The following is a 21,682-nucleotide window of genomic DNA, read 5'->3' on the forward strand; positions in this document are numbered from 1 at the left end:
CTCCCATCTTAGAAGGTGCGCCAGGCGAGCAGGATGCGCGCTGCGGCCGTGACGAAGCACAGCACGGCGAAGAGATAGGCGATCGCGGCAAAGGCGCCGGGGAAGAGGCAGAAGAGGCAAAAGACGATGACCGTCTCCGCCCCCTCCGCGAGGCCGGTGGTGAAATAGAGCGACTTCACCCCGCGCCTGTCGGTCTTCAGGCCGCGCTTTTCCGCCATCACGGCATAGGCGAGGAAGCTGGCGCCGTTGACGTAAAAGGAAAGCAGGAGGATTGCGGCCGCGAGCGCGTTGGCGCCGGGATCGGCGAGCGCGAAGGCGGCCGGGATGAGGCCGTAGAAGGCGAAATCGAGAGTGATGTCGAGGAAGCCGCCGCGGTCGGTGGTCGTCGTCGCTCTGGCGAGCGCGCCGTCGAGCCCGTCGGCGAGCCGGCTCAAGAGGATGAGGCCGAGCGCCAGGCCGTAAGCCTGCGCCACGATGGCGAGCGCGGCGAGAAGCGCGATGGCGAAGGCGCCGAGCGTCACCTGGTCGGCGGTGAGGCCGAGGCGCGCAAGCCCCTTGCCCAGCCGGTCGAGCCAGGGCTCGACGTTTTTTCGGATAACGCCGTCCAGCATGTTCTTCTCCTTGGCGAAACCTAGCCGTTTGCGGCCGAAGGCTCTATGAACGGAAACGACAATCAACGTGATCGTGGGTGGTCCTTGTCGAGGATTCTTCTCGCCCTAGGCTGTCTCGCCCTTCTGGTGGCCGGCGTGGCGCGCGCCCAGGAGCCGGTGATCCCCAATTTCTGGGACCCGCGCTCACGCATCGAGCGCCCGAATGCCGACACGATCGGGCCGATCCGCTTTCTCGCCACCAACGATTTTCCGCCCTTTTCCTATCGCGACCGGCGCGGGGCGCTGATCGGCTTCGACATCGATCTCATCCGCGCCGTCTGCGACGTCTTGAAGACCGCATGCGCGGTGCAGACGCGGCCTTTCGAGACGCTGGAGAAAGCGCTGCGCGACAAGGAAGGCGATGCGGTGATCGCCGGCCTTGCGCCCGATCCGGAGGCGGACGAGCCGCTCCTGGCGACGCGGCCCTATCTCAAGGTTCCCGCTCGCTTCGTGACCTTGAAGGAGACGGCGTTCGATCCGGGCGCCCCGGCGGGGGAGTTCGTCGGCACCGTCTGCGGCAGCGCCCATCAGGCCTATCTCGACCGCTATTTCCCCGATCTCAACGTCGCCTGCTTCCAGAACATGCAGGCCGCGCTCAATTCGCTGCAGGAGAAGCGGCTGAAGGCGGTCTTCGGCGACGCGCTCCGGCTTTCCTTCTGGCTGCATGGCGAGAGCTCCGAGGCGTGCTGCCATTTCGCCGGCGGACCTTATCTCAGCGACCGTTATTTCGGCGACGGGCTGAAGATCGTCGTGCGCCCGGACGAGGCCGAGCTGAAGAACGCCCTCGACTATGCCCTGCGCGAAGTCTACCGCAAGGGCACCTATGCCGAGCTTTATCTGCGCTACTTCCCGGTGAGCCTCTTCTAGGCCGGCTCTTCGTCCTCGCGCCAGAGCTCGGGGCGCGCGAGCGTCTTCGCCGGGCGGACCGTGCCGCGCAGCATGCCGAGGACGTCCTCTTTGAGCGCCTGCACCATCCAGGCATCGTGATGCTCCGGCGGGATCGGATGCGGTGCCTCAAGCCCGTGGGGCAGGGCCGGAACGAAGCCGTGGCGCGGATAGTAATCGGCATGGCCGAGGACGAAGACGAGCTCCACGCCTTCCGCCTGAAGCCGCTTCAGCCCCTCGCGGATGAGCGCCCCGCCGCAGCCCTTACCTTGCGCCTTCGGCAGCACCGCGAGCGGCGCCAGGATGGCCGCCTTCACCCGGCGCCCGGCGCCTTCCAGCTCGGCGGCGGTGAAGAGGATATGGCCGACGGGCTCGCCGTCGAAGAGCGCCAGGAGCGACAGGCGCGGTTCGGCCGTTGGGTCGGCGAGAAGGTCGGCGACGAGCTCCGCCTCCTCCGGCTGGGCGAAGGCGCGGCGCTCGATATTGAGGACGGCGGCGCGGTCCGCCTCGCCCGCCTCGCGGATTTCCAGCCCTTGCGTTGCCGCGTCCATTCAGGCTCCGCGGCGGAAGGGATAAAGGAGCGACCAGAAGAGCCGCGAGGGCGCCGCGTCCTGATGCGCCGCGATGCCGAGCTTCATGGCGATATGTCCGCCCTCCGGATCCTCGGTGTAGACGCGAAACAGCCGATCCCAGAAGGACAAGTTGAAGCCGTAATTGGAATCGGTCTCGCGCCGCTGGATGGAATGGTGGATGCGATGCATGTCGGGCGTCACGATGACCCAGCGCAGCGCACGGTCCACCCGCTCCGGCAGGCGGATGTTGGAGTGGTTGAACATCGCCGCCCCATTGAGGACGATCTCGAAGACAAGCACGGCCAGAACCGGCGCCCCGAGAAGCACGACGAGCCACGCCTTCAGCACCATGGAGATGAGGATTTCGATCGGATGAAAGCGCAGCGCCGTCGTCACGTCGACGTCGACATCGGCGTGATGCACCCGGTGGACGCGCCACAGGAAGGGGATCTTGTGGAAGGCGACATGCTCCGCCCAGACCGTGAGGTCGAGCAGGAGGAAGGCGATGATGCCGGCAAGCAGCGGCGCCATGCCGATTTCTCTGAACAGGCCGAAGCCCTGCGCCTCCGCGTAAAGCGCCGCGCCCACCGCCGCCATCGGGAAGATGACGCGAAGGCTCACCACGTCAATGACGAGGATGGCGAGATTGGTCGCCCAGCGCCGGCCCTTGAGCGGATGCGCGTCGCGCCGCGGCGCGGCGAGTTCGAAGGCGGCCATCGCCCCGAAGATGCCTAGGAAGGCAAGAAGCCGGATCCCGGCCTCGGTGAACAGAAAACCGAAGCTCATCGCCTCTCCCGCGCCGAGCTTTGGGCGCTCTCAGGCATTGCGATAACGCGCCGTCGCCGAGCGCTCCAGCGCCGCGGCGGTCAATTTGTCGATACCCAGCCGGTCGCGCAGAAGCTGCAGGAAGCGCAGCTCCTCCTGCGGCAGATTGCGGTCGGCGATGGCGACCTCCACGGCGAGCGCATAGAGCGTGTCGTGCAGGCGCTCCGGCACCGTGTCTTCCAGGAGCGACAGCATGTTCTCAAGCCCGTCTTCGCCGGCCAGGATCTCCGCCGCCACGCCGGAGACCTTCGGCAGCAGCGAGGTGTCGTAGCCTTCGAAGACCGGCAGGCTGTCGACCAGCTCGCCGATCGTCTGCAGCTCCGGATCGGCCATGTCGGCATCGGCGGCCGAGACCGTGATCATGGCATAGACGAGGGCGTCCTGGGTGGAGACGGACGGCATGGCGGGCTCCCATTCGATAGCCGGGTGAGGATCTGACGCTAGCTAGGTCCTTGAAGGACGCGCTGCAAGGCTGGGTAGCGCTTCTGTGGCTCGACCTTCCTCGCCGGCTGGGCTAGACCGCGCGGCACATAAGGCGCCGGCGGGCCGGTCCGTCGCCGCCGGCACGATCCGAAACGGGAAAGACGAAGATGCACAACCTGCCGCAGGAATGGCTTGAGGCCGCCCGCGTCTCCAAGGCCTGGCCCTTTGAGGAAGCGCGCAAGCTGGTGGCGCGGGTGGAGAAAGAGGGCCCGCGGGAAATTCTCTTCGAGACCGGCTATGGCCCTTCCGGGCTGCCGCATATCGGCACCTTCGGCGAGGTGGCGCGCACCACCATGGTGCGCCACGCCTTCCGCATCCTGACCAAGGACGAGGTGCCGACACGCCTCATCTGCTTCTCCGACGATATGGACGGGCTCAGGAAGGTGCCGGACAACGTGCCCAACCAGGAGATGATGCGCGCCCATCTCGGCAAGCCCCTGACGCGCATTCCCGATCCCTTCGGTCACGAGCAGGGCACCTTCGGCGCCGCCAACAATGCGCGCCTCAGAGCCTTTCTCGACCGCTTCGGCTTCGAGTACGAATTCGCCTCCGCGACGGAATATTATGCCAGCGGGCGTTTCGACGCGACGCTTTTGAAGATGCTCGCCGCCTATGATGAGGTGCGCGCCATCATGCTGCCGACCCTGGGCCCGGAGCGGCAGGCGACCTATTCGCCCTTTCTGCCGATCTGTCCGCGCACCGGCGTCGTCCTGCAGGTGCCGACCATCGCCCGCGATCCTGAAGCCGGCACCATCACCTATATCGACCCGGAGACCGGCGAGGAGGTGACGGTGCCCGTCACCGGCGGGCAGGTGAAGTGCCAGTGGAAGGCCGATTGGGCGCTGCGCTGGGCCGCGCTCAAGGTCGATTACGAGATGGCCGGCAAGGATCTCATCGATTCGGTGCGCCTGGCCTCGCAGATCTGCAAAGCTCTCGGCGAGCGCCCGCCGGAAGGCTTCAACTACGAGCTCTTCCTCGATGAGAACGGCGAGAAGATCTCCAAGTCGCGCGGCAACGGCCTCACCATCGAGGAATGGCTCACCTATGCCTCGCAGGAGAGCCTTGCCCTCTACATGTTCCAGAAGCCGCGCTCGGCCAAGCGCCTTTACTTCGACGTCATCCCCCGGGCGGTGGACGACTATTTCTCCCACCTCGCCTCCTATCGGGACCAGGCGCCGGAGCAGCAGATCGCCAACCCGGTCTGGCACATCCATTCCGGCGAGCCGCCGGTCGTCGATATGCCGGTCTCCTTCGCCATGCTGCTCAACCTGGTCTCGGCCTCCAATTCGGAGGATGCGCGGGTCTTGTGGGGCTTCATCTCGCGCTATGCGCCCGGCGCGACGGCGGAAAACCATCCCAAGCTCGACGAGCTGGTCGGCTACGCCATCCGCTACTACCACGACTTCGTGCGGCCGAAGAAAAGCTTCCGCGTCCCGAGCGAGACGGAGCGGGCGGCGCTTTCCGACCTTGACGAAAGGCTTGCCGGCCTGCCGGAGGATGCCGATGGCGAGACCATCCAGAACGAGGTCTACGCGGTCGGCAAGGCGCACGATTTCGCTCAGCTGCGCGACTGGTTCCAGGGCCTCTACCAGGTGCTTCTCGGCCAGGATCAGGGCCCGCGCTTCGGCTCCTTCGTGGCGCTCTACGGCATCGCCGAGACGCGCCGGCTGATCGCCGAAGCGCTCGCCGGCAAGCTGGCGGCCTAGCGGCGCGTTCCTCGCGGCATCGCGGTGGCAAGTCGGGCGCCCGACTTGCGCCTGCCTGGCCCCCCGTCCGGCGCCCCGCCAGGCACCCGCCAGGCGAATGAAGCTTGACGGAAGCGGTGCGGCTCGCCAATTCTCTTTCCGGCGCGGGCGTAGTTCAGTGGTAGAACGTCAGCTTCCCAAGCTGAATGTCGTCGGTTCGATCCCGATCGCCCGCTCCACTTCCCCCTGAGGCGCCCCACACCGCAGGCTGCAAGCCGGCTCACGGCTTTGTGGCCATTGGTGCCTTGCCGGCGCCTTTGCGCCGCGCGCCCGCCGCGCCAGATAGGGCGCATGCGCAGGAAACCGCTATTCGCCGCCTCTCCCTCGTCCTTTCTGCCGAGCCGCCGCGCGCTCCTTGTCGCCGGCGCGGTGATGGCGGCGGGGGCCTCCCTTCCCGGCTTTCCTCTCGCCGCCGGGGCGGCGCCCGGCACGCGCCGCATCCCCTCCAGCGGCGAGGCGGTCCCGGCGGTCGGGCTCGGCACCTGGATCACCTTCAATGTCGGCAACGATCCGTTGCTCCTGGAGCGCAGCGCCCGGGTGATGGAGGCCTTCTTCGCCGGCGGCGGGCGGGTGATCGATTCCTCGCCCATGTACGGTTCCTCCCAGGCAACGCTCGGCTACGGCTTCGACAGGCTCGGCCGGCCTGAGGGCCTGTTTGCCGCCGACAAGGTGTGGACCTCCTCGCAGCGGGAAGGGCCTGCCCAGATGGCGCGATCGCGCCGGGCGTGGAAGGTGCCGCGCTTTTCCCTGATGCAGGTGCACAATCTGCGCGGCTGGGAGGCGCATCTGCCGATGCTGCTTGAGAAGAAGGCGGCCGGAGAGATCGGCTATGTCGGCATCACCACCTCCGAAGGCCGCCGCCATGGCCTCTTTGAGGAGATCATGGCCCGTGAGACGCTGGATGCCGTGCAGGTGACCTACAATCCTCTCGACCGGGAGGTGGAGGAGCGCATCCTGCCGCTCGCGGCCGAGCGCGGCACCGCCGTCATCGTCAACCGTCCCTTCCGCCAGGGGGCGCTGACGCGCCGGCTGGAGGGCGAGAAGCTGCCGGATTTCGCCGCCGAAATCGGCGCTTCAAGCTGGGCACAGCTAATCCTGAAATTCATTCTCGCCCATCCCGCCGTGACCGTCGTCATCCCGGCGACGACGCGCCCGGAGCATGCCAGCGAGAACATGGCCGCTTCCGGCGGTCCGCTCCCCGACGCGGCGATGCGCGAGCGCATCTCGGCCGCCATCGGCGGGCTCTGATTTTCGGCCCGCGCTCGTGGGAATGCCCGTCTTGGAAGGGTGGAGCTACCGGCCGGCCGACTTCCTGCTTTTCTCAGAGCGCGTCTACTGGCGGCTCTTTGAGCTGCAGGACGCCGCGCTCTGGCCCTTGCAGCTCGTGGCGCTCGCCGCCGGCGGAGCGGTGCTTCTTCTGGCGCTGCGGCAGCGGCGTGGCGCGGCGCCGGCCATTTTCCTCATCCTCGCCGCCGCCTGGCTCCTCGTCGCCGTCAGCTTCCTGTGGCAACGCTATCTGCCGGTCAATTGGGCGATCGCCTATGCGATCCCCTTCTTCCTCGCCGAGGCGGGGCTTCTTCTCGGTCTCCTCCTGGGACGAGGTGGTGCGCTGGCGGCACCTTGGAGCCCGCGCCTGCTCGCCGCCGCCGGGCTCCTTGCCTATGCCCTCCTGGCGCATCCCCTCTTGCCGCTCGTTGCCGCAAGGCCGCTGGCGAGCGCGGAGCTCTTCGCGCTCGCGCCGGACCCGACGGCGATCGTCACGCTTGCCGTCGGCGCCATGCTGGTGGAGCCGCGCTCGGCCTGGCTGATCATGCCCGTGCCGGCGCTCTGGTGCCTGGCGAGCTTCGCCACGCTCCTCACGCTCGGCAGTTGGCAGGGGTGGATTGTCCTGGCGGCGCCGGTCCTGGCGCTTTCCGTGCGGCTCTTGCCGGCGGACGGGCCAAGCGGAAGAGTTCAGGCGTAGCGCCCCTCCAGCGTCGAGGCGATGACGCGCAGCCAGCTGCGGATATGGGAAAAGACCAGAAAATCGGTGTGGACCCGGCGCTGGGCGTTGCTGCCGAAGGCCTCGCGCCGCTCCTGATCCTGCAACAGGTCGGTCAGGGCGAGCGCGATTTCGTGCGGGTCCTGCGGGTTCTTGATGAGGCAGCCGTCGAGATCGGGGCGGATCTGCTGGCGCAGCCCGGCGGCGGAGGAGCCGAGGATCGCCGCGTGCTTCCACATCGCCTCCGTGACGGTGAGGCCGAAGCCTTCCTGCAGCGAGTTCTGCACCACCACGTCGGAGCAGCGTTGCAGGGCGTTGACGAGAAGGGCGTTGTGACGCTTCGACGCCATCGGCAGGGAAATGACGGCGATCGCCCGCTGCACATCGGGCGCAAGGCCGCAATAGGCGGCGCGTATCTCGTCCAGCGCCTCCAGCCCTTCCGGATCGTCGGTGACGGAAGCCGGGTCGGGCCCGGCGAGGACGAGACGGGCGAGCTCCAGCGGCCGGCGTCGCTCCGCCGGCCAGGCATCTCCGTCCTCCTTCAGCCGCTTCTTCATGGCGACGAAGGCCTGCATCAGCGGCAAATAGCCCTTCAGCCTGTCCCAGCGCGAGATCTGGGTGATGATGGGGCGAAACAGGAGCCCGAAATCCTCCGGCTCCGTCGCCGGTCCCCAGCTTCCGTCCGCCTGCAGACGCTCCGCAATCTGCGGATAGACCTCCGTCACGATCGGGCTGGAGGTGCGGATGAGGCCGCCATTGGCGAGGATGCCGACGATTTTACGTACCGACAGATCGCGGTTCTTGTCGCTCAAAGGGTCGATCGAAGGCCGGATGACGGTGGCCCGCCCGGCAAGGCAGCGCGGGATGTATTCCGGCGCGGTGAACACCGAATGGTCGTAGGGCAGCGCCCATTCCTCCAGGAAGCTCCAGGCCGCGCGCGTCTCCTGCGTCTCGTCGTCGAGGCCGATATGGCAGCGCCAGATGGCGGTGATGTCCATCTCCCGGCGCAGCATGGCGCCCGCGCCCATCGGCTGGGGGTCGTGCACGACGAGGACGTCGCCGGGGGAAAGATGCGCCTTCACGGCCGCGGCGACATCGCGGCTGACGCGCTCGTAAAGGCCCCGCTCGCCATTGCCGAGATCGCCGTCGCCATGGCCGTGGATGAGGTTGTGCAGGCGCTTCGTCAGGGTGAAGAAGGCGGGATCGTCCGCCTGCATGACCAGCCAGTTGGCGTCGATGCCCAGATCGCGCATCAGGCCGATAAGGCCGGGCAGGAGCTCGGCGACGCCGCCGCCCTGCGCGGTGCTGTTGATCATGAAGATGCGCCGTCCCTGCAGGCGCGGCATCAGCGTCTCCGCTTCCGCGCGCAGATCGCGCACGCCGCCGCCGAGATGCAGAATGCGCTCGTAATCGCCAAGGCTCGAATGATGCTGGGATTGGACGAGAAGTGCCATCTATGCCTTTCCGCGTTGTCGGGAGGCGTATCCAAGCACGCCGAATCGGAGAAGCTTGCCGTTTTTCAGCCTGATGCCACCCGAAGGAGGCCGAAAACGGGCCTGCGGGCGAACGGGCGACGAGACGTTCCGGCCGGCAGGGTCGATAGGCGATGGGTGAGCGCGGCCGGCGCGGTTCCTAGCATCGCTCTGCGCTTCCTCTCAATAGGCGCGAGGCATGCAGCAACGTCGCAAGGCTGCGGCGGCGCGCTGGCAAGGGTGGGCCGGCATGGCCTGACGGCGCGCGCGGGGCGGCGGGCGTGCGCCGCCGCCGCGACAGGCCGTGATCGGTCTTCTCCCACAGGAAGGGCTGGCGCAGCAATTGCGCCAGAGCCTGCCAGCCGGCGAAGGACATCGCCAGCCAATAGAAGGGCAGGAGAACGATCAGTGGCGCAAGGTCGAGCCGGCCGATGGCAAGGAGGCCGCGCAGCGCCGTCACGCCGGATAGGAGGAGAAGCAACGCGCCGTTGAACAGGGCGAAGACGAGAAGCGTGCGCGCCACCAGGGTTTCCGGCGCAGGCACCCCGCCATGCACGAGAAAGAGGACGGCGAAGCCGAAAAGCACCAGCGGAAAGATGAGCAGGCCCGCGACGCCGGTGCCGAGAATCGCCAGGACGCTGAGCTTGTCGGCCGGCTTCAGCGCCGGCACGTTCGCACCGGCGGGCCGAAACACGACAAGGAGGGTCTGCATCCAGCCTTTCAGCCATCTGCGGCGCTGCGCCAGCCATTGCCGCCGGCTGATCGGCGCCTCCTCGAAGGTGCGCGATAAGATCGTCGCGGTGCGGTAGCCGAAGCGGGCGAGACGGATGCCGAGATCGGCGTCCTCCGTGACGTTGTAGGGATCCCAGGCGCCGACATCTTTGAGGACGCGCACGGGAAAATGCGGCCTTATGTATCAAGCGCACCATCACCGGAGAAGCGCCAAAGCGCTGATTCCACTAGAATAGGAGAAGCAGCATGAACCGTATTGGATCAGGCGGCCCCCGGTATTCAGCTTCCGGGCGAGAACCAGACGAAGTTGAGTTCGTCAATGTCAGGTTGGGGGTAGGTCGACACATAGGCAGCGGTCGAGGCGATGACGCAAAGGCGATCGTTCGGGTCCATGACCCTGCGGATCGCGTCGTGGACAGCTTGCAGCGACATGTCGCTCTTGAGGTAAAAGAGTGAGAACTGGAACTGATACCACGGCCCTAGCGCATCGATGGCCTGTCGTACGGCGTCGTAGTTCTGACCGGGCGACATGAGGTCATAAGCCACGAACTAATTTGCCATTGCGTGTCCTCCCTCTCGACTATTGTTGATGGGAGATTACACGATGGACATAGCTCGACTAGCTACTACGCAGACATTCGAGCACACGATATCCGGCCTTCTCCGCAAGCGCGCCGACCTATTCAACGAGGCGGAGCGCATCCGCGACCGCCTTGCCGAAATCAAGAACGACATAGGCGCTATCGACCGCACCTTGAACGTGCTCGGCTACAGTGGCGATCTGGATGCACAGACGCCGCGACAGAAGCGGGAAGTGATCTTCGGCAGGGGAGAGCTATCGCGGGCCGTGCGCGGCGTTCTGCGGGACGCTGAACAACCGTTGACCAGCCGGCAGATCGCGCAAGAGATCGTCAGCCTGAGCGGCCACGACGCCAGAGATCGCCGCTACGTCTCCGATCTGACGAAGCGCGTGGGGAAGGCGCTGCGGAGCATGGAGAACGACGGCGGCGTAAAGCGGGCCACGGATCGACACGGCAACATCGTGTGGAGCAGATACTAAAGCTCTTGGATATTTCCGTATTATTGAATGTCGATCTAACATATCGTACAAAAGCAATATTTGGGGGCGAAACAATGTGCGATGCTCAGTGGGCGCCGCCGTTCAGCGCAGAAAATACGGCTGAAGAACTGTTTGCTTTATCGACCGCGGCCAGGAATGCCGGTTTTGGCTTCCTTGCCTACCTCTTGGAAATGGCCCGCTATGAGGCTCTGGAGATCAAGGCGCGGGATTGCGGCGACTGGGGCACGCTATGACGGCGCAGCGCGGCCGACGAGTGCAGGATGATTCTGGATCGGCACATATTTTGTGGATGACATATCCGCGTCCACAATATATTGAATCAATAGCTGTTGACGAAGGCGCGGCGGGCCTGGCTGCCACGCTGACGAATCAGCTAAAAAAAGCGTGCGTTGCGTTGCGGAATGCGACCGCGAGTCGAGCAAGAGGCCCCATCGCCGCAGGAACTCGTGCAACCAAGACGCCGTCGTATTCGGCCCAAGCAAGCGCTTTCAGCCTTGCCTTCGCCTCTTCGGCATCCTTGGCGACGATGTCTACGGTATAGGACCTGCCCTCGAAGCGGTAGCTGAACAGATGCGTGGCGTATTCTGAAACTGCCATGAAAGGAGATTCCTGTATGGCAACCACCACCGGGTACTACGAAGTGTACCGATCCGGTGGTCAGTGGCGTTGGCGCTTCAAGGCCAACAACCACGAGATCATCGCGCACGGGGAGTCGTACTGGAATAAGTCCGACTGCCTGAATGCGATTGGGTTGGTGAAGGGCTCATACAACGCCCCTGTCTACGACGCGTAGCAGAGACCCTTCACCCATCCCGTGAGATGGAGAGGCGGCTAGCCCGCCTCTCTTTTTTTATCCAAGCAAATGGCATCGGTGCTGTCCACTCGCTCGATTCGCTATGATTTGTACATTGATGTACAATGAGGGTCAATGGGCCGTAAGCGTACAACCGGCGCGCGTTTCCGGCTCGGCGCCGCTTGGGATGAAAAGCTGGACGACTTCTGCGAAGCCGCCTGGGGTGCTTCGGCGACGGATATTGTCCGACATGCGGTTGACCGATTTATTGAGCAAGAGCTGGCTCGCAACGAAGGAATCCGGGGAAGCTACGAGCAAATTAGGCGGCGACGACGTTTGAGTGAAAAGCTCGCTATTGAGCCCGCTGCCAGTACCCAGCCCACACCCGCGACACCGGATGATTGAGCGCGCCGCCGAGAAGGGCATGGGCGTTCGCTCCGTTTGAGCGGCGGCGGTGATCCTCCAGCCAAGCGGCGTGGTTCGCATACTGGTACAGGTAGCGAGCCGAGACGTGGTGATGCTGGCCACCGACCATGCGGCGGAGGCGGCTGAAATAGCTCTCAACCCAATTCGTGTGGCGGCCATCAAGCTCGCTGTAGGCCAGCGAGTGGTTGATGCGGCCAACGCCGTAATGCAGCTCCAGCGCATCCCAATGCGTGGCCTCGTCTGCGAAAAGCTGCGTCTTGTCGGCAAGGCGCGTGCGGGCGATGGCGACGCCTTCGGCTTCACGATGACGGACGAATGAGAGCGTGCGGCCCTTGCGCTGGCGAAGGGCGATGACGACGCGGCGGCGATCGGACTGGTTCTCCTTCTCGCGCCGGTCCTTCCGGTCTTCCTTGCGGTTCTCCGGGCTGACGTGGCCGCCGAAATAGGCACCGTCGATCTCGACGTCACCGTCAAGCGTGGCGTCCGTCGTCTCGGCCGCAAGAGCCTCGCGCAGCTTGTGCGCCATGACCCAAGCCGTCTTGTACTGCACGTCCAGATCACGGGAGAACTGGACCGCAGACATGCCCTTTGCGCCGTTCACGAAAAGGCAGATCGCGGCGAGGATATCGCAGAAGGCGAGCTTGCGGCTGGCGAAGATTGTGCCGGAGGTAACAGAGAACTGGTGATGGCAGGCAGCGCACTTGAACTTGCGGCGCGTGCTGATCTCGTAGTGGTCCAGGCAACCGCACTTCGGGCAAACCGGTGTGCCGTCCGTCTCCTGCCAGCGCAGGCGCTTGAACGTCTCATAGGCCGCTTCCTCGCCGTCCTTGTAGATCTCCTTAAGGGAGAGGGTGCGGGAAGCTGCGGAGAGGAGGAAGTGCTGCGCCATTTGTCATCATTTCCAGTGCGTGTGCACTAGATATGATGATTGAGTGTCACCTTGTCAATGGTAAAAGCACTCTATATGATGACAAAATGCATCATAGGAGTGTGACATGCCGGAACGGACGGATTGGGAGGCGAAGGCGCGCGGGGTCATCCGGGGTGAAATGGCCCGGCAGCAGGTGACCTATGCGCAACTTGTGGAGAAGCTGGCAGAGATCGGCGTGAAGGAGGATGAGCGGAACCTGAGGAACAAGGTGAGCCGAGGGAAGTTCACGGCGGCGTTCATGCTGGCATGTATGGAGGCGCTTGGTACCACGCACCTTGCTGTCTAGTTTTTGAGCCGAAGCAAAAGGAATTCCCGCGGCGCTAGCTCTCCGTCGTCCTTTACGTCGTACACGATGTAGACGTCCCCATGCAGGCGCGTCCTACCGAAAAGGCTTTGCGGCGTAATAGACTTATCGACTCGCATGGGCACACGATCTTCGAAAACGCCTGGAATATGGCCCGCCCAACCAGTCCTCGTTTTGTCCCGGTCCGACGCATGTAACTCGATATCGACATCAAGTTTGAATTCGGACTCGGGTTGGGCGTCCGTCTCATCGTCATCGGAAAGTGAGACGCCGATTGCTGAGCGCGCTTCCTCAACAGCAGCCCGCTTTATCGACGCGTCAGGGTTGTGAGACCGCACTTCCGCTGCGCCAGACGCTCGGCTTGGAAGGAAAAAACGGCCAGCAGAGGATGCAATAGAGCGAGAGCGCCGGCCGGTGGTGGCTGCATCGATCGCACTCTCTACGTGCTCCGGCGAGACCTGTATCAGATCGCCAGCCACATTGATCAGACGAGCGCGCTCCTCATCAAGGTTCGTACTCTTCTTGCCCGGGAAGAGCTTTTCGAATCCTTTGCTAATACCCCAAATTGCCAGGATCATTACGAGCACGGTTAGAAGGGTGTCGTACTTATCTGACACCTCCACGCCGAGCATTCCGGAGATCAAGTCTGGCACTTCTTTCTCCAGGTCCTTTTGAAACGTCATCACAACGGCAAACGCAAAAAGCTCCTTGAGCGGAGATTCTTGGGAAAGCGATGGAAGCGATACGCGCTTTGTTTCGATTTTGATGCCGGGGAAAAGGCTTTCAAGGGCTGGGATCGCTTGCCGCAGCAGCCTTTCGTTCGCCAGCAAAGACGCCGCCACGTCGCCCACCGGCACAGCCTCATCCACGACATACTCAACGTAGTGGCGAAAAACCGCGTCCATGCCAACGTTCCCCCAAAATTGGTGTAGGACGCTGGCATTCTACCTGCGGTTTTGATGAATAAATGCGTCATCTCAGCGCTCCCCGCCCTTGGTGCGTTTGCTACCGAAGGCCGGGAAAATGGTTGGAGGTTCCCCCGAGCGGGATCGGCAGGCGCCAGGTCGCGAGCGCCGGCAGGAGTACGTCGAAATTGGCGGCGTATTCCAGTGTGAACAGGCCGGAGATGAGGTTTTCCGTATTGTCGGTGGTGAGCCGCGCCTGGACGCAGCCGAGGGCGGGATCTGCGGCGAACTGGGCCGCCGCCAGGCGCAGCTGGTCGGGCTCCGGGCGGTCTTCGGCATCGTAGACGACGCAATAGCGCCCGGTGACGAAGGAAAGGCCGTAAACCAGCGCCTTCGGCTTGGTGCGCGGCTCGCCGGCCGGCACCGCGACGATCTCAAAGCGCGGATGGCGTGCATGAAACCTTGCCGCGGCGAGCGTCGGCGCGTCGTCCTCCTCGATCAACAGCAGGCATTGCAGCTTGGAGGAAGGGTAGTCGATGCGGCTCAGATGCTTGACGAGATCGGCGACGACGCCGGCCTCCCGATGCAGGGGAACGAGCACCGAATAGGGCGGCAATTCCTTGTCGCAAAGGCGCGGCGGGGCGCGCTCGCTCGGCCAACAGAAGGCCGCCGCGCCCTTGAAGGGGATGGCAAGCAGGAAGAAGGCGCAGAGCGCCAGGGCCGCCGGGGCGCCGACGGCGAAGGGGGCCGAGGCGGCCGCCGCGATGAGCAGGAGCGTGACGGCGGCGATGGAAAGACGCGCCATCGACGAGCCCGTGTGCCGGGCCGAAAGCGTCGGCGCCGCCCGCGCCAGCCGGTTGGCGGCGCTGAAGGCGAGCGCCTTGGCGCTGTGGGCGAGCAGCACGGCGCGAATGGTTTGGGGCGCGGCGATGGCGATGCGTTGGCGCAGCGACGGGGTTTGCGACAAGAGCCGATAAAGGCGGCTGACCTCGCCCTCGCCGATAGGGGCCACGAGCAGGACGGGCCGGCCAGCGAAGATGACGAGCGCCTGCCGCGCCGCCCGCACCGCCTGCGTATCGGCGGGAAGAGCTGCGGGATAGGCTGCCAGGCCCTCCGGACCGGCCACGAAGCCGATGGCGAGCTCGCGCGCCAGGCAACGCCAGTAGAGGCTCGCATCGAAGCTTTTCAGGCAAAGCAGCTCATGGCTTGCGGCCGTGCCGCGCAGGCGGGCGAGCCGGCTCGCCATCGTCAGAACCCTGGGGGCGATGCCGACGTGGGCCAGAAAGGCGATATCGGCGGGCACATTCGTGGCGCGCGACGGCCTTGCCGGTTGCCGCCATGCCGATGCCCCGCCCTCTTGCCGCCTCGCGGCAATGCCGGCATGGCCGGTCCTGCCCGCCCCCCTCATTTTTCTCGTCCCCCAGCCACGGGAGGCTTCCGGGGCTGCCCGGGAACCCTCGAGGCGAGTATGCAATAAGAATGCAACTTTTACATGAAATTTATCGGAAGAGTATTCGACGAAGGTTGCGTTCGACATGGAACGGAGGCGCTTGCCAGCACCGATCATCTCGCGCAGAAGGGGATTGAGCGAGGAGCCTAGCCAAGATGTACCGCGCCACGACCCGCAAGATCACGGTTTCGGTGGAGCCGACTTTCCTGGAAGACGAATCCAACCCCAAGATGGGCCGCTATTTCTGGGCCTATACGGTGGAGATCGCCAACGACGGGGCCGAGCGGGTGCAGCTCCTGCGCCGTCATTGGCAGATCACCGACGGCGCCGGGCGGATCGAAGAGGTGCATGGGGCGGGCGTCGTCGGCGAGCAGCCGGAGATCGACCCTGGCCAGTCCTATCGCTATACCAGCGGCTGCCCACTCGCCACCCCGTCCGGCATCATGGTCGGCAGCTACGATATGGTGAGCGAGACGGGAACGGCCTTCTCCGTCGCCATTCCCGCCTTCTCGCTCGATATGCCGGGCGTCAAGATGCTCCTCAACTGAGCACAGAAGGCTCTGAGCTCCCGGCGCGCTATTCCTCGATGCCGCAGCGCTTCAGGAAGTCCGGCGGAATGTCGGCGAGCTTCTGGCCCACGAAGGCGAAGTAATGGAGCGGCAGGCCTTCCATCGACAGGCGGTGGCGGTAGCGCTCCAGATGGTGGATGTCGACATATTGCGAGAAGATCAGCTCGCGGATGAAGCGCGAGAAGCCGGATTGGTCGGCGCTGGATAGGAAGCTTTCCTTGATGTTGAAGGCGACCCAGCCGCCATCGGCCACGAGGCGCAGCGCCTGCAGGAAGGCCTTGATGGGAATGTCGTCGAAGCCGAGGGCAGCGACCGAAGACAGGCAGTCGATGGACCAGCCCTGAAGCTCTTCCAGCATATCGTCGGAAAGGTCGGTGAAGTCGGCGACGTAATAGGCGTCGTAGACGCCCGGCCGGTCGCGCTCGGCCGCCTTGCGCGCTTCTGCGATGATGTCGACGCCGACGAGGCGGGCGACGCCGTAGGATTTCAGCACCTCGCCCATGATGCCGTTGCCGGCGCCCAGATCCAGCACGCGCCGCTCCGACAGCGCCATGCCGTTGGCGTCGAGGGCGCTCTTCAGGATCTCGCCGACCTTCCTCGGCGAGGAACACTTCAGGCGATCGTAGAAAAGCTGCTCGTAAAGGCCGGGGCGCTCGTAGATGGCGTCGTAATCGTGAAAGCGCAGGCGCAACTCCTTGTCATTCTCCCTAAGGAAGAAGAAAGCCTCGCTCTGGGAGAGCGATTTGCTCTCGGCCGCGGGAAAGCGAATACGATGTCGTGCGGTCATGGCGTCTCCTGCACCAGCGGCGCGCCGCTGGCGTTACGAATCTTCATGTCATTGAGCGAGGCGGTTGTTACACAGCCGGTCGTCACACTCAAATCGAGCGGGCGAGCGCCGGGGAAAACCGGTCGGCGGCGCGCGACGGCGGCATAAGGTCAGCGCGCGCTGGCTGGCGCGTGGCGGCCGGCGGCGAAGCGGAAGATGGCGGCGATATCGCCGCCGATGCCGATGAAGACCGGCACCAGGAAGAGCACCAGGCAGGTGGCGAAGGCGAGGCCGAAGACCATGGTGATCGCCATCGGCAGGAGGAACTGCGCCTGCAGGCTCGTTTCCGTCAACAGCGGGGCAAGCCCGGCGATCGTCGTCAGCGAGGTCAAAAGCACGGCGCGAAGCCGGTCGCGGCTGGCGCCGATCGCCGCCTCCTCCAGGTTGTCGCCCGCCTTCAGGCGGTCGTCGAGGCGCGCCACCAGGATGATGGAATCGTTCACCAGGATGCCGGCGAGACCGAGAAGGCCGAAGAGCGACAGGATGGTGAGATCGAAGCCCATCGCGAAATGCCCGAAGGTCGCGCCGACGAAGCCGAAGGGAATGATGAGCATCACCGCCACGGGCCTGAGATAGGAGCCGAAGACCCAGGCGAGCAGGATGTAGATGACGCCGAGGGCCAGAACGCTGCCCAGCTTCAAGTCGGCGAAGGCATCCTGACGCTCCTCCGCCCGGCCTGAGAAGAGCGTCTCCACGCCGTATTCGGTGGCGATGCGGTCGATGGCGCCGGAACTCCTGAGCTCGGCGAGCACGGCGCCTGGATTGGTTTCGGCAAGGTCGACATCGGCGGTGATGGAGACCGTGGACTTGCCGTCGACGCGTTGGATGGTGGCGAAGCCCTGCCGCTCGGAAAGCTCCACAACCTCCTCCAGCGGCACGTAGAAGCCGTCGGGTGTGCGCAGTTCCAGAGCCCGCAGCGCCGCCGTGCCCTCCTCGCGCAGCTTGCGCTGCACGCGTATCGTCACCTCCTCGTCGCCCTTGGCGAAGCGGCGCGGAATGGCGCCTTCCAGGGCGTTGCGCACCTGCCGGCCGACCTCCTCGTTGGTGAAGCCGAGCGCCGCGCCGCGCGGCGTCAGGCGGATGACGAGCTCCGGCTTGCCGTAGGGAAGATCGTCGGCTGCGCCGGAGACGCCGGGAAAGGCGGAGAGCGCCACCTGCGCTTCCTCGGCCGCCGCCTTGAGGCTTGCCGCGTCGGCGCCGCGGAAGCGGATATCGATGTCCCGCCCCGGCGGTCCGCCGCGCATCTCGTAGATGGCGAAGCGCTTGACGCCGGCAAGGTCGGGCGCGGCCTCCTGCCAGGCTCGGACGATTTCGGGGGTGCGCACGTCGCGCTCTTCGGAGGTGACGAGCTGGACGCGGAATTCGGCGAGATTGTCGCCTTCCGAGCGGCCGGCCTCGCCGATGGTGGTGAAGGAGGCGACGATGAGCTTCTTCTCGGGCGAGAGCTCTCCGCTCGCCTGCCACAAAGCACCTTCCAGCCGTGCGACCGCTTCTTCCACCTGCTGGCGCGGCGTGCCGGCATTGAACTCCACGCGGGCGCGCAACGTCTCCGCCTCCGGCGAGGGGAAGAAGACGAAGGAGACGCGCCCGCCCTGCACCAGCCCGATGCTCATCAGAAAGCTCGCCACCGCCAGCGCCACCGTCACATAGCGCCAGCGATAGGCGAGCGTGACGATGCCGTTGAAGGGGCGGTCGCGGAACCAGTCGAAGCCGTTGTCGAGGGCGCGGCGCAGCGCGTTGCGGCGATGCGTGCTCGCCGCCCGTCGGCGCGCGGCGAAGGCGAAGAGGAGTTCCACGAGCGCGCCGAGGCAAATGGCGGCGAGCACGATGAGAAGCGTCTGGAGGAGGCCGGCGAGGGCCCCGAACCCGGTCTCCACGCGCGACAGCCAGGGCTGGGCGAGAAGCTCCCCCATGCCGGGCCGCAGGAGAAGCACGAGCGCGGCGGCGACGAAGAGCGAGGCGAAGATCCATCGCCACATCGACCAGCCGGCCTGGCGCGCCCGGCTCAGCGAATGGGCGAGATGGCCGGGCAGGATCAGGAAGCACTCGATGAGACTGGCGAATATGACGGCGATAACGACGAGCGGCAGGGTCTGGATGAAGGTGCCGATGCCGCCGCGCACCAGAAACAGCGGCGCGAAGGCGGCGACCGTCGTCAGGCTCGCCGCGATCACCGGCGCCGTCATATGGCCGGCGCCGGTGATCGCGGCGTTAACGCCGTCGTCCCCCATGGAGGAGCGCGTGGCGGTGTGTTCGCCGACCACGATGGCGTCGTCGACGATGATGCCGAGCATCATGATGAGGGCAAAGAGGGACATCATGTTGAGCGTCTGGCCGCTCACATACATGACGCCGAGCGTCGTCATCATCGCCACGGGGATGCCGGCCGCGACCCAGAAGGCGATGCGGCCGTTGAGGAAGATGAACAGGATGACGATGACCAGAACGAGCCCCTGCAGGCCGTTCGTGACGAGCAGCCCGATACGGTCGGCGACCGCGTCGGCGCGCACGTCGTATTTCAGGATCTCCACCCCCGGCGGCAGGGTGGGGCGCACCCTCTCCAGATAATCGTCCATCAGCCGGGCCGTGGCGAGCGTGTCGGCGCTCGCCGAGCGCTCCACGAAGAGCTCGATGGCGCGCTGGCCGCGGGTCATGCCTTCCTTGTCGTCCGGGTCGAAGCGCTCCTCCACCTCGGCGAAATCGCCGAGGCGCACGCGCTCGCCGCTGGAGAAGGCCTTCACCTCGATATCCTTCAGCGCCTCCGGGTCCCCGGCATCGGAAAGGGCGCGGATCTGGCGCGAGACCGTCGTCTCCAGCTTGCCGGAGGGCAGGTCGCGGCTGTTGCCTGAGATGGCGGAAGAGACCTCGCCGATGGAAAGACCGAGGCGGCGCAGGTCGCGCTCGGCGACGCTCACCACCAGCTCTTCGCTTCGAAGGCCGGTATAGGTTACAGAATCGATGCCCGCATCGATCAGCCCGTCATGCACGTCCTTGGCGATCGCCTTCAGCGTCGCTTCCGAATAGGGGCCGGTGACGGCGAGGCGCGCCACCGATTCGCGCCACTGGCGGAACGAGACCTTGGGCTCTTCGGCGTCCTCCGGCAGGGTGGTGATGGCCGCCACCGCGGCCTCCACGTCGGCGAGACCCTTCTGCATGTCGGCGCCTTCCTGGAATTCCAGGGTGATGGTGCCGCTGCCCTCGCGGGCGGTGGAGCGCACCTCGTCGACGCCGTCCAGGAAGCGCACCGCCGGCTCCACGACATCGAGGATATTGGCTTCCACATCCTCCGCGCTGGCGCCCGACCAGGTGACGGAGACGGACACCGTGTCGGTTTCGATGGAGGGGAAGAACTGGGTGTTGATCTTGATGAGGGCGAAGATGCCGAAGAGGATCATCAGCACCATGAGCAGGTTCGCCGCGTTATTGTGACGGGCGAAGAGCTGGATGATGGGAACGGCGTCGCGGCGCGGGAAAGCGCCGGCCTCGTCCGGCGCGCCGCTCACGATCCGTGCCCCAGCGACATGGTTTGCGCCGGCCTCGGATTCTCGCCGGGGGCGGCGACCTTGAGGCCTTCGCGCGCATCGGCGATCTGCGTCGTCACCACTTCCTCGCCGGGCTCCAGCCCTGAGGTGACGATGATGTCGGCGCCGTCATCGGCGGCCACCTCGACCGGACGGCGGCGCATGCGGCCGTCCTCCACGACGTAGACGGCGTTGCCGCCATAAAGCGCCGTCTCCGGCAGGCGCACGGCGCCGGCGTAAAGCTTGTCGGGGATCGTCACTTCCACGAAGGCGCCCGGCCTCAGCTTCACCGGCGGGTTCTCCTCGGTGATACGGGCGAACAACTCCACGCCGCCGCGATCGGCGAGAACTTCCGCGCCGATCCTGTCGATCTCCGCGGCGTAGGTGACGCCCTTGCCGCCCACCGTCCAGGTCACCTCCGCTTCTCGGCCGAGAACGCCGGCCTCGTCGGAAAGAAGCCTGCCGAACTGCCGGTCGCTGACGACGAAACGGGCCTCCACCGAGCCTTCCCGGTAGAGCGTGACGATGACGTCGCTGATGCTGACCTTGCGCCCGACACCGGCCGTCTCGCTGACGACGACGCCGTCGAAGGGCGCCTTCAGCTCGGTATCGGCGAGGTTCCTCTCGGCTTCTTCCAGCTTCCAGGCGAGGCGCTCGCGGACGGCCCGCTGCTGCTCGGCGCGGGCGCGCTCGATTTCAAGGCTGCTCTCGGCCTGCTCCACGGCGGCGGTGCGCTGGCTGAGCACGAGCTGGCGCTGCTCTAGATTTTGCTGCGTTCCGGTGCCGCGGGCGCGCAGAGCCTCGGCGCGCTCAAGATCGGTGCGCGCCAGCTCCAGCTGCTCCTGCGCCCGCTTCAGCGCCGTCTCCTGCGCGGTGATGCTCGCCTCGCGTTCCGCAAGGCTCGCCTCCGCCTCGCGCAGATTGGCGCGCGCCTCCGTTACCGCGCCGCGATAGGGAAAGGGATCGACGGTGGCCAGCACCTGGCCTTGTTCGACCCTCTCGCCGGCCTCCAGTTGCGGAGCGACGTAAACGATCTCGCCCGACACCAATGCCCGCAGCTCCAAGCTTTCGCTCGCCACGGCATTGCCGAAGACGGAAAAGCGCGGCTGGTGCTCGCCGCGGACCACCTCCTGGCGCTCCACCGTATAGACCTGCTCTGTCGGCGCGCGCGCCGGGCCCTTGGGGGCGCTGGCCGTCAGATAGCGCATGCCGGCGACGGCGGCGGCAAGGACGGCGATGACGAGGCCGAGCTGGACGAGGCCGCTCAGGACGGCCCGGCCGGGCCGGGGCTTGCCGGCGGCGGCCGGCGCCGTTTTGGGGGATGGCGCGGCGGGCGCGCGTTGCGGCGAAGGCGCGCCGCGCGCAAAGCTCGTCCCCTCCCCCGAGGGCGCCTCGCGGGCCGGCTCGCCGGTATCGATCACCAGGCGCGGCGTCTTGGCCTTGTCGCTCAGCGTCGTATCCTCTCATCTGCGCGGCTCAAGGGGCCGCAAGCTCCGGCCCACACTAGCGATGCTGCGTGAACCGAGGCTGA

Annotated in this window: 23 protein-coding genes and 1 tRNA gene; 10 read left to right on the forward strand and 14 right to left on the reverse strand. The window is 65.7% G+C overall.

From position 1 onward, the window contains the following. Nucleotides 1-8 precede the first annotated feature (8 nt). Nucleotides 9-611, reverse strand: coding sequence for a CDP-alcohol phosphatidyltransferase family protein (locus Q331_RS0102805; protein ID WP_026379427.1), 603 nt, complete (start codon nucleotides 609-611; stop codon nucleotides 9-11). 84 nt (nucleotides 612-695) lie between these two features. Here Q331_RS0102805 and Q331_RS0102810 point away from each other — a divergent pair, with 84 nt between their 5' ends. Further along, nucleotides 696-1,517, forward strand: coding sequence for a transporter substrate-binding domain-containing protein (locus Q331_RS0102810; RefSeq protein ID WP_169738462.1), 822 nt, complete (start codon nucleotides 696-698; stop codon nucleotides 1,515-1,517). On the opposite strand, the gene Q331_RS0102815 is transcribed toward Q331_RS0102810, so the two are convergent. From Q331_RS0102815 to Q331_RS0102825, 3 genes are read right to left on the reverse strand one after another with little or no spacing between them, the layout of a single operon-like run. Next, nucleotides 1,514-2,086: a GNAT family N-acetyltransferase gene (locus tag Q331_RS0102815; RefSeq protein ID WP_026379429.1), complete on the reverse strand. Its 573-nt coding sequence runs from the start codon at nucleotides 2,084-2,086 to the stop codon at nucleotides 1,514-1,516. The genes Q331_RS0102810 and Q331_RS0102815 overlap by 4 nt on opposite strands. Beyond that, a complete protein-coding gene (locus Q331_RS0102820) occupies nucleotides 2,087-2,893 on the reverse strand; it encodes a sterol desaturase family protein (protein ID WP_051630436.1) in 807 nt (268 codons plus the stop codon). It abuts the gene before it with no gap. A 30-nt stretch (nucleotides 2,894-2,923) separates the two neighbouring features. Beyond that, nucleotides 2,924-3,334, reverse strand: coding sequence for a tellurite resistance TerB family protein (locus Q331_RS0102825; protein ID WP_026379431.1), 411 nt, complete (start codon nucleotides 3,332-3,334; stop codon nucleotides 2,924-2,926). 188 nt (nucleotides 3,335-3,522) lie between these two features. On the opposite strand from Q331_RS0102825, the gene Q331_RS0102830 reads away from it, so the two are divergent. The 4 genes from Q331_RS0102830 to Q331_RS19665 all read left to right on the forward strand — a co-directional run bounded on the left by Q331_RS0102830 (nucleotide 3,523) and on the right by Q331_RS19665 (nucleotide 7,123). Further along, nucleotides 3,523-5,121, forward strand: coding sequence for a lysine--tRNA ligase (locus Q331_RS0102830; protein ID WP_051630438.1), 1,599 nt, complete (start codon nucleotides 3,523-3,525; stop codon nucleotides 5,119-5,121). A gap of 143 nt (nucleotides 5,122-5,264) precedes the next feature. Continuing rightward, nucleotides 5,265-5,339 (forward strand) — tRNA-Gly (locus Q331_RS0102835). Nucleotides 5,340-5,451: 112 nt separating this feature from the next. Beyond that, nucleotides 5,452-6,408, forward strand: a complete 957-nt coding sequence (locus tag Q331_RS0102840; RefSeq protein ID WP_084174672.1) for an aldo/keto reductase — start codon at nucleotides 5,452-5,454, stop codon at nucleotides 6,406-6,408. Between the two features lie 31 nt (nucleotides 6,409-6,439). Next, nucleotides 6,440-7,123, forward strand: coding sequence for a DUF6064 family protein (locus Q331_RS19665; RefSeq protein ID WP_407637759.1), 684 nt, complete (start codon nucleotides 6,440-6,442; stop codon nucleotides 7,121-7,123). Here the strand turns inward: Q331_RS19665 and Q331_RS0102850 are convergent. From Q331_RS0102850 to Q331_RS19675, 3 genes are all read right to left on the reverse strand, one after another. After that, nucleotides 7,114-8,595: a glycosyltransferase gene (locus Q331_RS0102850; protein WP_026379434.1), complete on the reverse strand. Its 1,482-nt coding sequence runs from the start codon at nucleotides 8,593-8,595 to the stop codon at nucleotides 7,114-7,116. The genes Q331_RS19665 and Q331_RS0102850 overlap by 10 nt on opposite strands. A gap of 178 nt (nucleotides 8,596-8,773) precedes the next feature. Beyond that, complete coding sequence (locus tag Q331_RS19670) at nucleotides 8,774-9,508, reverse strand: glycosyltransferase family 2 protein (RefSeq protein ID WP_051630440.1); 735 nt, start codon at nucleotides 9,506-9,508, stop codon at nucleotides 8,774-8,776. A gap of 116 nt (nucleotides 9,509-9,624) precedes the next feature. Continuing rightward, nucleotides 9,625-9,891: a hypothetical protein gene (locus Q331_RS19675; RefSeq protein WP_210164896.1), complete on the reverse strand. Its 267-nt coding sequence runs from the start codon at nucleotides 9,889-9,891 to the stop codon at nucleotides 9,625-9,627. 58 nt (nucleotides 9,892-9,949) lie between these two features. Between Q331_RS19675 and Q331_RS0102865 the strand changes: the two genes are divergently transcribed. After that, nucleotides 9,950-10,405: a hypothetical protein gene (locus Q331_RS0102865; protein ID WP_034490858.1), complete on the forward strand. Its 456-nt coding sequence runs from the start codon at nucleotides 9,950-9,952 to the stop codon at nucleotides 10,403-10,405. A gap of 5 nt (nucleotides 10,406-10,410) precedes the next feature. Then, complete coding sequence (locus tag Q331_RS0102870) at nucleotides 10,411-10,659, forward strand: hypothetical protein (RefSeq protein WP_156953246.1); 249 nt, start codon at nucleotides 10,411-10,413, stop codon at nucleotides 10,657-10,659. 136 nt (nucleotides 10,660-10,795) lie between these two features. Here the strand turns inward: Q331_RS0102870 and Q331_RS0102875 are convergent, their stop codons facing one another. Continuing rightward, a complete protein-coding gene (locus Q331_RS0102875) occupies nucleotides 10,796-11,023 on the reverse strand; it encodes a hypothetical protein (protein ID WP_026379437.1) in 228 nt (75 codons plus the stop codon). Nucleotides 11,024-11,039: 16 nt separating this feature from the next. Here Q331_RS0102875 and Q331_RS0102880 point away from each other — a divergent pair, with 16 nt between their 5' ends. Beyond that, nucleotides 11,040-11,219 (forward strand): YegP family protein, encoded by a 180-nt coding sequence (locus tag Q331_RS0102880; RefSeq protein WP_026379438.1) that lies wholly within the window; start codon nucleotides 11,040-11,042, stop codon nucleotides 11,217-11,219. Nucleotides 11,220-11,571: 352 nt separating this feature from the next. Here the strand turns inward: Q331_RS0102880 and Q331_RS0102885 are convergent, their stop codons facing one another. After that, nucleotides 11,572-12,534, reverse strand: a complete 963-nt coding sequence (locus Q331_RS0102885; protein ID WP_026379439.1) for an IS1595 family transposase — start codon at nucleotides 12,532-12,534, stop codon at nucleotides 11,572-11,574. A gap of 106 nt (nucleotides 12,535-12,640) precedes the next feature. Here Q331_RS0102885 and Q331_RS0102890 point away from each other — a divergent pair, with 106 nt between their 5' ends. Next, nucleotides 12,641-12,862, forward strand: a complete 222-nt coding sequence (locus Q331_RS0102890) for a DUF6471 domain-containing protein (RefSeq protein WP_026379440.1) — start codon at nucleotides 12,641-12,643, stop codon at nucleotides 12,860-12,862. Here Q331_RS0102890 and Q331_RS0102895 read toward each other — a convergent pair. Beyond that, nucleotides 12,859-13,785, reverse strand: a complete 927-nt coding sequence (locus Q331_RS0102895; RefSeq protein WP_026379441.1) for a hypothetical protein — start codon at nucleotides 13,783-13,785, stop codon at nucleotides 12,859-12,861. The genes Q331_RS0102890 and Q331_RS0102895 overlap by 4 nt on opposite strands. 100 nt (nucleotides 13,786-13,885) lie before the next feature. Further along, nucleotides 13,886-15,088 carry a glycosyltransferase gene (locus Q331_RS19680; protein WP_051630442.1) on the reverse strand — a complete coding sequence of 401 codons (1,203 nt, stop codon included), beginning with the start codon at nucleotides 15,086-15,088 and terminating at the stop codon, nucleotides 13,886-13,888. A 302-nt stretch (nucleotides 15,089-15,390) separates the two neighbouring features. Here Q331_RS19680 and apaG point away from each other — a divergent pair, with 302 nt between their 5' ends. Further along, nucleotides 15,391-15,783 (forward strand): Co2+/Mg2+ efflux protein ApaG, encoded by a 393-nt coding sequence (apaG, locus tag Q331_RS0102905; protein WP_026379442.1) that lies wholly within the window; start codon nucleotides 15,391-15,393, stop codon nucleotides 15,781-15,783. A gap of 28 nt (nucleotides 15,784-15,811) precedes the next feature. On the opposite strand, the gene Q331_RS0102910 is transcribed toward apaG, so the two are convergent. The 3 genes from Q331_RS0102910 to Q331_RS19690 form a co-directional block, all read right to left on the reverse strand. Beyond that, nucleotides 15,812-16,591, reverse strand: a complete 780-nt coding sequence (locus tag Q331_RS0102910) for a class I SAM-dependent DNA methyltransferase (RefSeq protein ID WP_026379443.1) — start codon at nucleotides 16,589-16,591, stop codon at nucleotides 15,812-15,814. 149 nt (nucleotides 16,592-16,740) lie between these two features. After that, nucleotides 16,741-20,133 carry an efflux RND transporter permease subunit gene (locus Q331_RS19685; RefSeq protein ID WP_051630444.1) on the reverse strand — a complete coding sequence of 1,131 codons (3,393 nt, stop codon included), beginning with the start codon at nucleotides 20,131-20,133 and terminating at the stop codon, nucleotides 16,741-16,743. After that, entirely contained in the window at nucleotides 20,130-21,572 is a 1,443-nt protein-coding gene (locus Q331_RS19690) for an efflux RND transporter periplasmic adaptor subunit (RefSeq protein WP_051630447.1), read from the reverse strand. The genes Q331_RS19685 and Q331_RS19690 overlap by 4 nt, the downstream gene beginning before the upstream one ends. Between the last annotated feature and the right edge of the window lie 110 nt (nucleotides 21,573-21,682).

It is taken from the genome of Afifella pfennigii DSM 17143 (genome assembly GCF_000688515.1).
Classification (GTDB): domain Bacteria; phylum Pseudomonadota; class Alphaproteobacteria; order Rhizobiales; family Afifellaceae; genus Afifella; species Afifella pfennigii.